This window comes from Pantoea sp. GM_Pan_4 (assembly GCF_026541005.1).
GTDB classification, from domain to species: Bacteria; Pseudomonadota; Gammaproteobacteria; order Enterobacterales; family Enterobacteriaceae; genus Pantoea; species Pantoea dispersa.
The window spans coordinates 580,064-595,683 of the sequence record NZ_JALNUZ010000001.1 but is presented as its reverse complement, the minus strand read 5'-3'; the positions used below and the strand labels follow the sequence as shown (position 1 = coordinate 595,683).

Genomic DNA, 15,620 nt, shown 5'->3' with positions numbered 1-15,620 from the left:
TTGGTGCCAGTAAACCAGGGGCGGTAGCGTATCCGAAATTACTACAGCTCACTTAATTTTATCTCACCTTAAAAGGGAAGATCATGAGGAATTCATTAATTGTTGTATTTCTGATGGCGGTAGTTGTCAGCACGAACGCGATCGCGGAAGACGTTAACAGTAAAGATAGAGCCGCTTATATTCAGAATAATGGTGTAGCGGCCGGAGATGCTGCTACAGCCTACGCAGTGGGTAGCTCACTTGCTATCGGGATTTCTGCAATATCAGTGCTGACGGGAGTCGCCCTGGCAACATTGAATGCAGGAGGGAGTAACACGAGCACAACAACGACGACAAGCACCATCCCTGGGAAGTAACGACGATTCAAGGTCAGACGGAATTTTACTGAGGTTAAAAGACATGAGGATCTTATCCGAAGACCATTATTTTAATCTGGGGCTAAGCGAGTTGCTCAAAATTCATAAAGCGGGACTGGAAGGTGTAACCATTTCAATGAGTTCAGATCTAAAAACAATAAGGATGTATAAAAACATCAGTGTCTACTCTGATGATATATATTTTATTCAAAGTTTTCTTGCTGGTTTCATATTGAGCCATAATCTTAGTCAGGGTCTTACATCTCTGCTTCATAATATATACAAACTAATCGCAGAGAGACAAACTATGTATCTGACACCGCGAGAGATCGATGTTATGAGAGCATTACTTAAGGGCGAAAACATTTTGGAAATTTCTCGCGTGAGAGGATTAAGTCCTAAAACCATTAGTGCGCAAAAGAATTCAGCTCTAAGGAAGTTAAAAGTGAGTAACTTGCCGATGCTTCATCGGGATATGTCGGCCTTTAAAAACCTCTTGTATACGTTGCCAGAGAACTCTGGAATTAAAAATGCAGTTTTATGATGATGTTTGTCATGCCTGTTTATTTATTATTAAAGGTAAGTAGGGTATTTAATTTATTTAATAGGCTAATAATTTAACTCATGATTGAATCATCTTTACGTCTATGCGCAATCGCGCTGGCTGTCTCATTACTTTCCGCTTGTACGCTAATCCCCGGGCAGACTTTATCTACCAATAACAAAGATGTGGTAGAGCAAATGGATTCTTATACTAATATTGATGAATATGTTAGCGTTATACCTATGACTCCCGGATTAATTGAATCTCTCAAACCTAAAAGCGTTATTTCAAGTGAAAACACACAACTCGATGATGCAATTAAGCAATACCAATACCGTATAGGTATTGGCGATGTGTTGATGGTGACAGTGTGGGACCATCCTGAATTGACTACACCGGCAGGGCAGTATCGTAGTGCCAGCGATACTGGCAACTGGGTCAACACCGATGGCACCATTTTTTACCCTTACATCGGTAAAGTTAAGGTGGCTGGTCGGACAATTGAACAGGTACGTGACGAAATAACGTCGCGCCTGAAAACCTTCATTGAAAGCCCGCAAGTGGATGTCAGTGTTGCCGCGTTCCGTTCCCAAAAAGCTTATGTGACTGGCGAGGTGGTTCGTTCCGGTCAGCAGGCGATCAGCAATATCCCGTTAACCGTGATGGATGCTATCAATGCTGCAGGTGGCTTAGCACCCGATGCAGACTGGCGCAATGTGGTGCTGACACACAACGGGAAAGACAGTTTGATTTCCCTCCAGGCATTAATGCAGCAGGGGGATTTACGGCAAAACCGGTTATTGTCTCCCGGCGATATTTTATTCGTACCGCGTAATGATGATCTCAAGATCTTTGTCATGGGGGAAGTGAACAAACAATCGACGCTCAAAATGGACCGAAGTGGCATGACTCTCGCTGAAGCGCTGGGTAATGCACAAGGTGTGTCACAAGAAATGGCAGATGCATCGGGAATCTTTGTTATTCGCCCACTACGTAAAAATACAGGCAGCCGTAAACTGGCGAATATTTATCAATTGAATGCCAAAGATGCTGCGGCAATGGTTCTGAGTACAGCATTTCAACTGCAGCCTTATGACATCGTATATGTCACGACTGCACCGGTTGTACGCTGGAATCGTGTCATCTCACAGTTGGTTCCCACCATCGGTGGTGTCTATGACCTTGCCGATGCTGTGCGCGATATACGCCAGTGGTAATCACCATGTTTGAATCAATTTTGCTCATTTGCGCTGGGAACATCTGCCGGTCACCGATGGCAGAACGTATTTTGTCACAGGCATTTCCACACAAATTAATTGCCTCTGTCGGTCTTAAGGCGCTGGTCGGTCACCCGGCTGATGCCACCGCTGCACGCATTGCCGCCAGACTGGGCATTTCCCTTGAAGGGCACATCGCCCGACGTTTCGATATCACTGAGGCCAATCAATATGGCTTATTGCTGGTCATGGAACAGAAGCAACTGGAAAAGATTTGCCTTATGGCACCTCAGTTAAGGGGAAAAGTCATGCTGTTGGGGCGCTGGAACGGCAATCGGGACATCCCTGACCCTTACAAAAAAAGTGATGCCGCATACGAATCAGTGCTCAATCTGATCGTTCAGGCCTGCGATCAATGGGTCAGTAGACTCGGCAATAAAAAATCAGGAAATAAAGATGACCACAATGATGACCAATAAGCAAAGTGTCAGAAGCCCGGATGAAGGCGAACTGGGGAGATACATTGCTGAGTTATTGGACCACAGGAAACTCATCATTACCATTACCAGCTGTTGCACGTTACTGGCTGTACTGTATGGATTGCTGGCGACGCCGGTTTACCGGGCTGATGCGTTAATACAGGTTGAGCAGAAACAGGGAAATGCCATTCTTGACAGTCTTAGCCAGATGTTACCCGACAGCCAACCCATATCGGCACCGGAAATCTCCCTGATCCAGTCGAGAATGGTGGTAGGGCAAACGGTTGACGATTTGAATCTACGCATTCAGGTACATAAAAAATACTTTCCGCTGGTAGGTAAAGGGATTGCAAGATTGTCAGGGGAAGAGGCGGGCACGTTGACTGTCGCAAAACTGCGTCTATCCACCACTACAGACATCGAACCCGGTAAAGCGGTGATAACCGTTATCGATAGTCAGAATTTTAGCGTTGACTATGATGATCAAACTGCAACCGGCCGCGTCGGTCAGCCATTAAACAAGGCAGGACTCTCACTGTTAGTTGAACAGATTAATGCCCAGCCGGGGGAACGCTTTATCGTAAAGGAGTACACCCGACTGGCTGCGGTGGATAGATTGCAGTCAATTCTGACGGTGGCTGATCAGGGTAAAGATACCGGGATGCTCGAGCTTGAGCTGACAGGTGATGATAAAGAGAAGATTAGCAGGATTCTCGATAACCTGAGCTACCACTATCTGGCGCAAAATATTGATCGTGAAGCCGCTCAGGATGCGAAGAGTCTCCAGTTTTTAAATCAGCAGTTACCGCAGGTGCGTAGCGAACTCGATCATGCTGAAGATAAGTTAAATGCTTACCGCCAGCAGAAAGACTCGGTGGATCTATCGTTAGAAGCGAAGTCAGTTCTCGATCAGGTGGTCAATGTCGATAATCAGCTAAACGAATTGACCTTCCGTGAGGCTGAAGTCTCGCAACTCTATACAAAAGAGCACCCCACCTATAAAGCGTTGCTGGAAAAAAGAAGCACCCTGGAGCAGCAGAAAGCGAAATTAACTAAACAAGTATCGTTAATGCCATCAACTCAGCAGGAAGTGCTGCGTCTCAGCCGCGATGTGGAGTCAGGTCGCGCAGTCTATATGCAATTACTGAATCGCCAGCAGGAGTTGAGCATTGCGAAATCAAGTGCGATTGGCAATGTGCGAATTGTTGATGCTGCTGTCGCGGCCCCAAAACCCGTCCGGCCGCAGAAAATTCTGTTGACCCTGGCTGGCGCTGTGCTCGGGTTTATTCTTTCGGTTAGCGTGATACTGCTGCGGATTTTCTTTCATCGCGGGATTGATTCAGCCGATCAACTCGAACAGGCGGGATTGCATGTTTATGCCAGTATCCCTAAATCTGAGTGGTTAAAAAGCACACCTGGCGGTCGTATAAAGTCGTTCCGCCAGCAGGGGAAAAATAGTTTCAACTTTTTAGCAGCCGAGAATCCAGCGGATCTCGCCATTGAGGCAATTCGTAGCTTACGCACCAGTCTACATTTCAATATGCAGGAGGCGAATAATAATGTGGTGATGATCTCTGGCGCAACACCAGAGGCGGGTAAAACATTTATTAGCTCAAACCTCGCTGCCATTATGTCGCTGACGCGGCAAAGAGTACTGTTAATTGATGCCGATATGCGCCGGGGTACTGGACACAAGGTGTTCGGGGTCAGCAACGCAACGGGACTGGCTGAAGTGCTTTCGGGAGAGGCACCATTTCCAACGGCGATAACCCGCGTCCAAAAAGATAATTACGATTTTGATTTCTTACCACGAGGAAAAACCCCGGTTAATCCAGCAGAAAGATTGATGGGGCCGATTCTGCCGGAGCTCATAAAATGGGCGTCAAACAATTATGATCTTGTGATTATCGATACACCACCTGTATTGGCTGTTACCGATGCAGTGCTGATTGGAAAACACATTGGGACGTTACTGCTGGTGGCGCGTTATCAAACTAACACTGTGCGCGAAATTGAACTGAGTATTAAACGTTTCACTCAGTGCAATATCACTGTACAGGCTTGCGTACTCAATATGATCACTAATAGTTTCAGGAATTATTATACCTACGGTTATGGGAATAATACTTACGCATACGATGAGACCAGGTAACTTCACAGGCATTAAAAAAGGGATTAAAGAGCATCTGGTAGCTAATCAAAGATAAGTTCAGTGGAAAAATAAAACTGAAACTCCGGGAAATTTTATGTTGATATATTTACTTGCTGCTATTTTTTGCGTGTCTTTTGTTTACATTCAGGATAAAGCATTAAGTGGTCGCTCGGTTATTTTTCCATTGCTGGTATTAACACTTATTGCTGCATTGCGGGATTATACTATTGGCACGGATGCTAAAAGCTACACGCGAGACTTTCGTTTCCCTTTTAATCACTATCCGCTAACGCTAAATCCGGATGTGGAAAAGGGATATCAGATTTTGGCAATGTGGGTCAGAGGTATAGATAACGATTATTCTTTTTATTTCTTTATTATGGCTTTGGTGTGTGTATTTCCGGTGCTTTGGGTCTTAAAAAAACGCTCGCCTGATTATACATTGTCACTCTATATTTATATCACGTTTGGCCTGTACTTTGCGCTATATAACCAGGTTCGGCAAACCATCGCAATGGGGATTTGCTTTCTGGCTCTGAAGTTTTTAGTGGAGAAAAAACCATTAAAATACTCCATTTGTATTGCGATAGCGTGCCAGTTTCATATCAGTGCTGCGTTGATGCTTGTTTTTTATTTTCTCTGTCATGCGAAAGTAAGACTGGAGTTCAAGGTTTTAGGCACTTTTTTATGCGGTATGTTCAGCACCTCACTCATCATCACTATGATGGCAGCAGGTAATGAGCGTTATCAGCACTATACCGAGGGAGCGACAAACGGCAGGAATGGGCTTATGACTGTTGTTCTCTATGTACTGATAGCGATAGCTATTTATATATTCGGTAAAGCGTTACGAAGAGAAAATATTGAATACCGTGTGATGGAATGTAGCTATCTATGTGGAATAGCAGCACTGTTGCCGGTGACTATGCTGGGAACTGACCCGGCAGGACCGCAGCGAATAGCACAATATTTTGTTTATTATTTAATGCTTATCCTGCCAATCATTATTAATAAAATAAATAATAAACTCATTACTGCCGCGTTTTCCCTGTGTGCGTTGGTTTATTTTATCATGTTGATTTCGAGCAACATTGGTGGGATTTACCCCTACGTATTAAATGATGCGTTCACTATTTTCTAATGGCGATAATTTAAGGAATGAGCGATGAAAGTGCTTCATGCTGCTGAGACCATCAAGGGTGGCGTTGCCACGGTACTGGATAGTTTGGCGAGTTATCAAAAAGAGAATAACCAGGTAGCAAAGTTAAGCATCGTAGTGCCTGAGCAACATGTGTCCGAGCTTTCGGCCAGTTTGCGGCCTGATATCACCACATTTAATCGCAGTAAAAGGGGACTTTCGGGACTGTTATCGTTTGCCACTTGTTTTTATCGGCAGGTTAAATGTCAGGAACCAAATGTTGTTCATTTGCACAGTACTTTCGCTGGCTTTATTGGTCGGTTAATCATAATGATATTCTTCCGCAATAGAAAAATTCGGGTTATCTATTGTCCCCATGGCTTTTCATTCCTGGTCGATACCTTTTTTTTAAAACGCCTGATGTTCACGTTCTGCGAGCGGGTGTTTTCACACTTTACGCAGGGCATCATCTGTGTTGGTGAGTTTGAATACATAAAAGCTTTAGAAAAAGGGTTCGCCAGCAATAAACTTTTTTTGATCAGCAATGGGGTAGAGTTACCCAGCACAATGAATGCATTGACACATAATAAGCTGGATGAATATACCCTGTTGTATGTTGGACGCTTTGATTATCAAAAGGGCACCGATACGTTAATGGAGGCCCTGCGCACCCTGGACGAAAAAAACCTGGATTTTAAACTTAACGTTATCATGGTGGGTTCTTCGGTAAACCAGGCAAGTGACAAATCACACTATGTGTTCAAAAAAATTGCCATTACCTATACAGGATGGATCAAGAAAGAACAGATCAGTGAATATTACAGAAAAGCTAATTGCCTGATTATTCCGTCCCGCTGGGAAGGCTTCGCGATGGTGCCGCTTGAGGCAATAAGCTTCAACCTGCCCATCATAACCAGTGATATTGTCGCGTTTAAAGAGTTGAACAAAGTGAGCAAGCTTTTCTTTAATTGCGGCAACAGTGCTTCGCTGGCGAGTCTGCTTTCCGGAATCAACACTTATGATTTAGATAACGCGAAGAAAAGATTAATGCAAAAGCTGGTTGATAATTACACCAGAGACAGGATGAACAATATGACACTGGATCTATATTCGCGAAATTTTGAAGGAAAATGAAATGAATGATATGCCACTGGTTTCAATCTATGTGCCCACTTATAACAGAATTGAATTGCTCAAACGTGCTTTGCAATCAGTGCTTAGTCAAAACTACCAAAACATCGAAGTGATAGTCGTTGATGATAAATCATCTGATGGCACGCAGGCATTTTTAACTGAGCTGGTTAAAAAAGATCCGCGCGTCAAATCCATCCTTAAAGAGGTAAATTCCGGAGCCTGTATCAGCAGAAATCTGGCTATTGAAAGCGCCACGGGTGAGTTTATCACCGGACTTGATGATGATGACTATTTTTTGCCGGGCAGGGTTTCCTGCTTTGTCGAAAATCGCCATTTATTAAATAAGTACAGTTTTTTATACACTCACTTTTTGACATTGACTAAACGTGGGCAGTATAAAAAAACGAGATACCTCGATATGGTAATGCCAGATGAAATAACGCCACAGGATCTCTTGTTCAAGAATATTATAGGTAATCAGTGTTTTACTTATACCAAAAGAATAAAGGATGCCGGGAAATTTACCCCTGACATGCCAGCATGGCAAGATATGGACCTTTTCTATCGCCTGCTCATGAATACCGATCAAAAGAAGGCAAAGCTGTTAAGGCAATCTCTGTATGTTCAGGATACCTCACACGATTTAAACAGAATTACACTCAGTAATAAGGATAAAATTAACCGTGCTTTTACCTTGTTTTGCGAACGTAATCGGGTGTCCGGAAAATACCAGGATATATTGGAGGCTCAATTGGTAAGTTACGGTATTAAGGTTAGTAACGCATTGTTTTTAACCAGACTGCGTGCTAATAGCAAACCCTATTTTTACCTTGTTGATGCCTTCCTGCTTTTTAAAAATCAATCAAACAAATAAATTCAACTTTCTTAACTCATTATCCGGGTCACATAATGAAAAAGTTATGTCTATTGGCAATGCTAGGCGTGTTTATTAGTGGCTGCGTCAGAGCCTCTGACACTATGTATACCGGGGTGTTCTTTCAGCCGGAACGCATGATTGAACAAGGCGATAAGACCATTGAGATACTAAAAAAATATCATTTTAATTCCTACCGCAGCGGTTTTAGATGGCGACAGGTAGAGCAGGTGAAGGGGGTTTACCGTATACCTGACGAGAAACTGTCACAATTTGTTAACGATTCTTTGCAGGCAGGAATTACCCCACTCCTGGTGTTGGGCAACACCAATGCTTTGTATGGAAATGACAAGCCGGTCCGTGCCGATCAGCTTATGGCATTCAGTAAATTTGTCGCATGGAATGTTGACCAGTTTCCACGCAAAAAAGTGGTTTACGAAATCTATAATGAGTGGTGGCACGACGACATGAAAAATCATCCCGAAAGTTATGATGATATTTCAGCTCATCAATATGCAACCATGATCAAAATGGCAGCTAAAGTCATCAGGCAGCACAATCCCGATGCTGTGATTATTGCAGGCAGTATGAACCCTCTGTCACAACGCCATATTAACTGGTTAGATGTGATGCTCAGGGACGGGATATTACAGGACGTGGATGGTATTTCTATACACCCATATTCCACGCATACACCAGAGTCAGATTTTAAAGCAATTGAAGATTTCGAACAGCATCTCCGGACTATGAATGCGGGGCGAAAGGTAGATTTGTATATCTCCGAAATGGGATATTCAAACTCACTGCGTGGTAAGCTATTACCTTTCCAGCAAAGATCTTATACGAAAAGATATTATCAACTGGCTGCATCACAAGATTTCATAAAAGGCATTTGGTGGTACTCGTTACAGGACGTAAAAATTCCACACAATGCCTATGAATCAAATTTTGGTATGCTTGATGAGTCAGGCAATGAGAAAGACATTATGCGAGGATATCTTTCCTGGCTTTATGAAAAGAAATGATTGTAGGTTACGTTTTTAGTATTCGGCTCTCCTAGAAGAATTGTCAATTTTCATGATGCAGGATTTATTATGCGTACGATTATGGTGGTTGTATTAAGTGACTGCAGTGCCCTTGAATCAAATACACTTGAATCATTAAAGACATCAGAGCGTTGTTTAGATGAACTGCTAATTGTGAACAACGGTGGGGAAATAAGCACGATTGATCAAGACAAGATTCAGGATATGGGGTTGCAGGTTAAGAAAGTCAACGTTAAAAATTTCTTTGATGTCAGGCCACTCAGCTGGATCTATAATGGCGTGCTCAATGAGTATTATCAATACGATAGATTTATCTTTTTTAGTTATGATTCTTTTTTAGAAGGCAACTACATTGGTAACTTAATCGACTGTTATAGCGAAGGGGTCGATTTACAAATACCTAATATACGTGACAGCATCTCAAAGCAGATCATTTATCCACGTTTAAATAAAGTTACAAGGAAAATCCCGGATGGGATGAAAATTGATTCGCAGTATAATTTACTGTCCATGAATTCTGGACTGGTTATCTACCGGAGTTTGGTCGAAAAATTTTCTGAGTGCAACATTGAGGTGTTCGATAATCGGTTTGCTTTGTATGGTGTTGATTACAATTTTTTTAACCGCCTGGAAATTTTGAAAAAGGCCAAATATAAAATTTGTGTGCAAGTTGTCAATACCATTGAATCCTCAGTGCCAGTGACAGACAAGCAGAATGAACTCTCTCAGGAAGTGGAAAGACTTTATGACCGGGTGCTATCAGGGAAATATTATTCAAAGAATAAGCTTGTGATTTATTTAAGGTTGTTAAAGATTTCATTTCAGCAACTTATCAGGTTTAGATTCTCAAATTTAGAATTGATATTCAGAATTTACTTTGAAGGAAAGCATCCACGTTGTTGATTTGTCGATATAATATTTTGAGGATGATCAGGAAGAATTACCATGTGTTTATTGTTTAACTTTTCTTTGCCTGGCAGGAATAAACCGGATGTGGTTATTTCAATTGAAAGGTTGGTGCATCGATGAGTGTGTTGTCAAACGCCAAATGGAATGCAGTATCGCAATTTTTAAAAATGCTGGTGCAAGTTGTCAATCTGATCTATTTGGCTAAAATCATTCCCCCTGCGCAGTACGGCATCATGGCGATGGCAGTGGTCGTCATCAATCTGGGTGTTTTATTAAGGGATCTCGGGACTTCTGCGGCACTCATTCAGAAAAAAGAGCTGAGTAACCCGTTAATCAACTCAATCTTTTGGCTTAATGTTCTGCTGGGGGCGTTCTTGTGTGCTTTAGTTGGCTGCCTTGCGCATCCACTATCATTACTCTATCAACAACCGGAACTGGTACAGGTTCTCATACTGCTGGGATTAACCTTTCCGCTTTCCAGTTGCGCCGCAACTCACCTGGCATTATTAGAAAGAGACAACCAGTTCAAGTCAATTTCACGAGTAGAAGTTACATCATCTGTTTGTTCAGTTATTATTGCGATCATATTGGCTAATTGTGGCTTTGGTGTTTACAGTCTGGTGGCACAGGCATTAATTCAGAATTTGGTCTCAGCACTACAATTTTGGCAGTTATCCAAATGGCGGCCGTCACTCAGTTATTTTATTCGGATCTGCGATATCAAAGAGATCTTTACATTTAGTACGCAACTCTCTTTGTACAACTTCATCAACTATTTTTCCAGAAACACCGATAGTTTCATTATCGGTCGATATATGTCAGCAACGATACTGGGGCAATATAACCTGGCGTACCGCATTATGCTGTTTCCTTTGCAAAGTATGACATATGTGGCAACGCGATCGCTTTATCCGGTTTTGAGTCGTTTTCAGGATGATAATAAGCGTATCCAGGCAACCTATCTCAATACCATCTTTGTTGTTTTGGCTCTGACGGCGCCGCTCATGACGTTAATTGGGTATTACAGTTTTCCTATAATAAAAATATTCTTTGGTGAGCAGTGGCTCAAAACTGCAGAGATACTGAAATGGCTGGCACCCACTGCTATCATTCAGTCAGTACTCAGTACTACTGGTGCTGTTTTTATGGTGAAAAACCGAACTAACATCATGTTAAGGCTTGGGGTCTTAAACGCGGTTGTTATGGTTTCAACCTTCCTGTGTGGCGTAAGATTTGACATAACCACGTTTGCAGAATTTTACATGTTCGCCAACATATTTATGTTTTTTCCATTAATGCATTTTCTGATGAAAACAATATCGGGAAATTTAATCAATGTATTCCTCAAAGTCTATCAAATATTCATTGCCGTTGGCGTAATGATGATGACTATTTTTTCGATTGAATATGAATACCCTTTATCTGAGATAAAAAACTTTTTTGTGTTGGCACTGATCTGTAGCTGCTGTGTTATCACTTATATGGGTTCATTATTTTTGATCTCCAGAAGTACCCGATTATTTATTTTCCAGTGCTTAAAACTGCAGCGCTGATATCTCTTCTCTTATAAATATAAATTATTAACATCATCCTCGTAGAATAAATACCTGTGAGTATAACTTCATTCAACAGTTCATTTGACGGCTAAACCAGGCAGGTTGACGATTATGAATAAATTGCAGCATCGCGTCCACATTCACTCTAATATCTCAGTGATTTCTATTGTCCAGCGCCTCTCTGATATGGTTGTTATTTTTATCGGGCTATATCTGGTTTCTGTTCTGCATCACACTGCTTTTGATGATCAATATTTATTGTTACTGATGACGGCCTTTATTGCTTTTGTGACGATTGCAGGCTTTACGAATTTCTATCGCTCGTGGCGAGGTATACATATTTATGCTGAGCTATTGTCAGTCACCAGAAACTGGATAGTGACTGCGGCATCAAGCTGGCTGGTGCTTCGTTGCTTTCCGCATTTCTCTCTGTCACTTGAGGCCATGGTGCAATGGTTTCTGTTGGCTGTCATTGGATTTACCGCCAGCCGCATAGTGATCCGTTACGTTTCTGGCACATTGCGTAAGTATGGTTATAACAATCGCCGTGTCTGCATCGCGGGCAGCATGCCTGCGGGCATTTCGTTATTAAAAAGCTTTGCCCGTTCTCCCTGGCTGGGTTTTGCCGTAAAGGGCGTATATGACGATGTGATTTCTAATGATCTAAACGGTTTACCCTATGCCGGTAATTTTGCGCAATTAATCAGGGAAGCACGTGACGGAGGGATTGACCGTATTTATATTGCGATGCCTATGAAAGACGAATGGAAAATTAGTGAGTTAGTGAAGCAACTTGCTGATACTACCTGTTCAGTATTGCTAGTACCCGATGTTTCAGCGTTCAACATTCTGCAATCTTATCCTGAGAACATCAATGGCGTTCCCGTCGTGCCATTAGTAGATACACCATTTGATGGCATCAACCGGGTCCTGAAGCGACTTGAAGATATCGTATTATCCTCACTGATTTTATTGTTAATCTCTCCGGTTTTACTTGCTGTAGCGATCGCAGTAAAGCTCTCCTCACCAGGACCGGCGCTTTTCCGACAGACGCGCTATGGCGTCGATGGAAAACCTATCGTTGTCTGGAAGTTCCGCTCTATGCGCGTGATGGAAAACGATGCCGAAGTGAAGCAGGCAACGCGAGGTGATAGACGAGTGACGCGGGTTGGACAATTTTTACGTAAAACTTCGCTGGATGAGCTACCGCAATTCTTCAACGTATTGCGTGGCGAGATGTCAATCGTTGGACCACGTCCTCATGCCGTCGCCCACAATGAACAATATCGCATGCTGATTCATGGCTATATGCTGCGTCATAAGGTTAAGCCTGGTATTACTGGTCTGGCTCAGATTAATGGCTGGCGTGGTGAAACAGATACGTTAGACAAAATGCAAAAGCGTATTGATTTGGATCTGGAATATATTCGCAGCTGGAGTATTTTGGGTGATTTAAAGATAATATCCTTAACCGTATTCAAAGGTTTTGTTAACAAATCAGCTTATTGATACAACGCAATCCCTGTGCTTTTATCCTCATTTAATCGCATTTAAAAATATCATCCTCATCAGGCGTGGCTTCTATCCGTCTGATGATGTCTCCGGATTTGCTATCTATAGGTGTTCTCATGTTTTATTCGATTCAGTTTTTAAGGGGAATTGCAGCGTTGATGGTGGTGCTAACACACATTGCACATAAAGGGCAACAGTACGGAACTGGTTCGTTGCATTGGTTTCATGTAGGCGGGAATGGGGTAGATCTGTTTTTCATTATTTCCGGTTTTATTATGTGCGTAACCACACACAAAAACAATATAACCTTGCTCAATTTTCTTATTAATCGCACTCTCAGAATTATCCCTTTATATTGGGTTCTGAGTCTTGCTGCGTTGTTGATTTACCTGGTTCATCCCCAGCTGGTCAATTCATCTGGTGGTAAGACAGGCATTTTCCAATCTTTTTTTCTTATTCCGGATGGCGTTAAGTTTTTGATTCAAAACGGCTGGACCTTAAGCTACGAATTCTATTATTACCTGATCTTTGCCGCGTTCATTTTTTTGACTGATACAAAGCCTATCAGATATTTAGGTGTTTCATTAACCATTCTGGTGTTGTCACTTTCAGGGCTGATACTTCAGCCAGCAACGCCGCTGACTGTTTTTTTATTTAGTGATATGTTGCTTGAGTTTATGCTAGGTGTGCTTGGATTTGTGATTATCAGAAAAGTCAAACTGCCTCAGGTTTCTGCATGCCTGATGATATTGCTGGGTCTGGCGTGTGTTACTTATAATAATCTTTACGGTACGCCAGATCTTCCGCTTGGTAAGGTGATCAATTCCGGCCTGCCCATGTTTTTAATCTTTCTTGGTTCACTTAGTCTGGAACCGTGGTTTGCAGCGGGTAAAGGGCAACTTGTGCGCGCTTTTGAACATATAGGCAATTCCTCCTACTCGTTGTATTTAATCCATCCCTTTATATTGAGTCCTGTTGCGTTAGTTTTAAAGAAAGTGGGGTTATTAAGCCCGGGATTATTCACTGTGGCGTTACTGACAGGTTCAGTCATGTCCGGTTTGCTTACCTATCGTTTTATTGAAATGCCTCTTGGCCGGTTGACCAAAAAATGGGGAGCGAAGAGGTTAATTAAAAAGAATACGGCACAAGTTATTAGCTAATCTTTGAAGGTTAGATGCTCAAAATGATGATAAGTCAGAATTATATTAATAATTCAAAGGTGATGATATGAGAAAAGTTATCACTCATGTTCAAAATAAATTTATTGAAAGTGCAATTGAAAATCTTTCGTCAGAGATACCGTTTATTAGAGCCAACCTGCTCGTGTTTGATGTTCACCATTTCCTGCTGGCACTCAGCAGTAATAAATCATTGCCAAAACACCGTAACCTGATCGTTATTTACAGCAATGAATTAGAGGTTTTTATTCTGCAGTCTGTTTGTAATGTTTCATTTTACGCCCTCGATCTGCGAACCAACGATATTTTTGATTTCTTTAAAGGTGCGAAGCTGTTCAAAAAAATAAAGCCCTTAAAAGAAAGAGAAGATAGCGTCAGAATGCGGGTTTTCTTGTTGATTTTACGCGGCTGGGATGATGACCGGATCTGTCATGCTCTTTTTCTTACAATGAAAAAACTAAAGGAGTATAAATCTCAACTGACATGCTTATTCTTCGAGAAAAGGCGGAATCTCTTTTATCTGACATTGAACGATTTCATACAGTGTGACGCAATAGCGGCATGATGGTTTTCAGTTTTCATCAACCTGGAAAGGCAGGGTAGTCGTAGAATGAAAAAAATGTTTTGTATTCTTTGCCATAAAGTGACGAATCCTCTTATTTACACCGTGAACTATTTATCTTCTTTTGCAGAAAATACCATTCTCATTCATGTTGATGCAAAGTCGCCTGTTGAGAATTTCCAGCTATTTTCTGCCAGTAATGTTCATTTTGTTCAGAATCGCGTACAGGTAACCTGGGGAGATTACAGTCAGATAGCATCAACCCTGAATACTTTATCGGAAGCTCTACAATTCAATTTTGAGTATCTTTTTCTGATTTCAGGTGATGATCTTCCATGTAAAAATAATCAGTCGATGAATGAGCTATTATTTAGTATTGATAATAAAAATTTGGTTCATTTTCAAGACGAGCGCAATGGCTATGTTAACCCAACGGCACGGGTCAGGTATCGCTACCCTCAATTTTTCTACATCAGAAACAAAACGCCTTTCGATAAATTGAAAATCCTGGCGTTTAAATTTTTCAGATTTTTATACATCTCAGATAGTTTTAAACGACATTCGAATAAAATCAATGGTTTCTATAAAGGCACAAATTGGTTCTCATTAAATTACTTAACAGTTAAGGCCGTCATGGACTTTATTGAGGCTAACCCCTGGTATTGTGATTTGTATCGCTATTCCTTTTGTGGTGATGAGGTCTTCTTCCATACCGTTATTAAACACCTGAATATAAATGACCTTTATCATGATAGTGTTATGCTGAACGATGCTTTACGCTATATTGACTGGACAAGTGGCCCTGATTATCCCAGGGTTCTTGATGAGGGCGATTTGGAGAAAATCAGAGGCTCTGATTGCATTTTTTCACGAAAGCATGCTCCAGACATTGATCAAACCTTTTTCAATGATGTTCTCGGTGATTAGTCCAACTTAATGAAAAGCAATATCAGTATCGATGCT

General features: G+C 41.8%; 15 protein-coding genes. All 15 read left to right on the top strand.

Annotated features, from left to right (window positions below):
• Positions 1–83 precede the first annotated feature (83 nt).
• A complete protein-coding gene (gene yjbE, locus OXR61_RS02870) occupies positions 84–356 on the top strand; it encodes an exopolysaccharide production protein YjbE (protein ID WP_058785630.1) in 273 nt (90 codons plus the stop codon).
• Positions 298–900 (top strand): LuxR C-terminal-related transcriptional regulator, encoded by a 603-nt coding sequence (locus OXR61_RS02865; RefSeq protein WP_241492993.1) that lies wholly within the window; start codon positions 298–300, stop codon positions 898–900. The genes yjbE and OXR61_RS02865 overlap by 59 nt, the downstream gene beginning before the upstream one ends.
• Before the next feature lie 80 nt (positions 901–980).
• A complete protein-coding gene (locus OXR61_RS02860; RefSeq protein WP_031279219.1) occupies positions 981–2,117 on the top strand; it encodes a polysaccharide export protein in 1,137 nt (378 codons plus the stop codon).
• A 5-nt stretch (positions 2,118–2,122) separates the two neighbouring features.
• Complete coding sequence (locus OXR61_RS02855; RefSeq protein ID WP_021506310.1) at positions 2,123–2,596, top strand: hypothetical protein; 474 nt, start codon at positions 2,123–2,125, stop codon at positions 2,594–2,596.
• Positions 2,574–4,748: a polysaccharide biosynthesis tyrosine autokinase gene (locus tag OXR61_RS02850; protein ID WP_021506309.1), complete on the top strand. Its 2,175-nt coding sequence runs from the start codon at positions 2,574–2,576 to the stop codon at positions 4,746–4,748. The genes OXR61_RS02855 and OXR61_RS02850 overlap by 23 nt, the downstream gene beginning before the upstream one ends.
• Before the next feature lie 94 nt (positions 4,749–4,842).
• Positions 4,843–5,889: an EpsG family protein gene (locus tag OXR61_RS02845; protein WP_021506308.1), complete on the top strand. Its 1,047-nt coding sequence runs from the start codon at positions 4,843–4,845 to the stop codon at positions 5,887–5,889.
• 24 nt (positions 5,890–5,913) lie between these two features.
• Positions 5,914–7,020: a glycosyltransferase gene (locus OXR61_RS02840; protein WP_021506307.1), complete on the top strand. Its 1,107-nt coding sequence runs from the start codon at positions 5,914–5,916 to the stop codon at positions 7,018–7,020.
• A gap of 1 nt (position 7,021) precedes the next feature.
• On the top strand, positions 7,022–7,894 hold the full coding sequence (locus OXR61_RS02835) for a glycosyltransferase (RefSeq protein WP_021506306.1): 873 nt from the start codon (positions 7,022–7,024) through the stop codon (positions 7,892–7,894).
• Between the two features lie 35 nt (positions 7,895–7,929).
• Positions 7,930–8,919: a cellulase family glycosylhydrolase gene (locus tag OXR61_RS02830; RefSeq protein ID WP_058776235.1), complete on the top strand. Its 990-nt coding sequence runs from the start codon at positions 7,930–7,932 to the stop codon at positions 8,917–8,919.
• 69 nt (positions 8,920–8,988) lie between these two features.
• A complete protein-coding gene (locus OXR61_RS02825; protein ID WP_021506304.1) occupies positions 8,989–9,843 on the top strand; it encodes a hypothetical protein in 855 nt (284 codons plus the stop codon).
• Positions 9,844–9,965: 122 nt separating this feature from the next.
• Positions 9,966–11,402: a lipopolysaccharide biosynthesis protein gene (locus tag OXR61_RS02820; RefSeq protein ID WP_031279211.1), complete on the top strand. Its 1,437-nt coding sequence runs from the start codon at positions 9,966–9,968 to the stop codon at positions 11,400–11,402.
• A 114-nt stretch (positions 11,403–11,516) separates the two neighbouring features.
• Entirely contained in the window at positions 11,517–12,914 is a 1,398-nt protein-coding gene (gene wcaJ, locus OXR61_RS02815; RefSeq protein ID WP_021506302.1) for an undecaprenyl-phosphate glucose phosphotransferase, read from the top strand.
• Between the two features lie 119 nt (positions 12,915–13,033).
• The gene (locus OXR61_RS02810; RefSeq protein WP_071813576.1) at positions 13,034–14,077 is read left to right on the top strand and encodes an acyltransferase; all 1,044 of its coding nucleotides are present in this window, start codon (positions 13,034–13,036) and stop codon (positions 14,075–14,077) included.
• 67 nt (positions 14,078–14,144) lie between these two features.
• Entirely contained in the window at positions 14,145–14,660 is a 516-nt protein-coding gene (locus OXR61_RS02805; protein WP_021506300.1) for a hypothetical protein, read from the top strand.
• Between the two features lie 45 nt (positions 14,661–14,705).
• Positions 14,706–15,584 carry a beta-1,6-N-acetylglucosaminyltransferase gene (locus OXR61_RS02800; RefSeq protein WP_021506299.1) on the top strand — a complete coding sequence of 293 codons (879 nt, stop codon included), beginning with the start codon at positions 14,706–14,708 and terminating at the stop codon, positions 15,582–15,584.
• Positions 15,585–15,620: the final 36 nt, after the last annotated feature.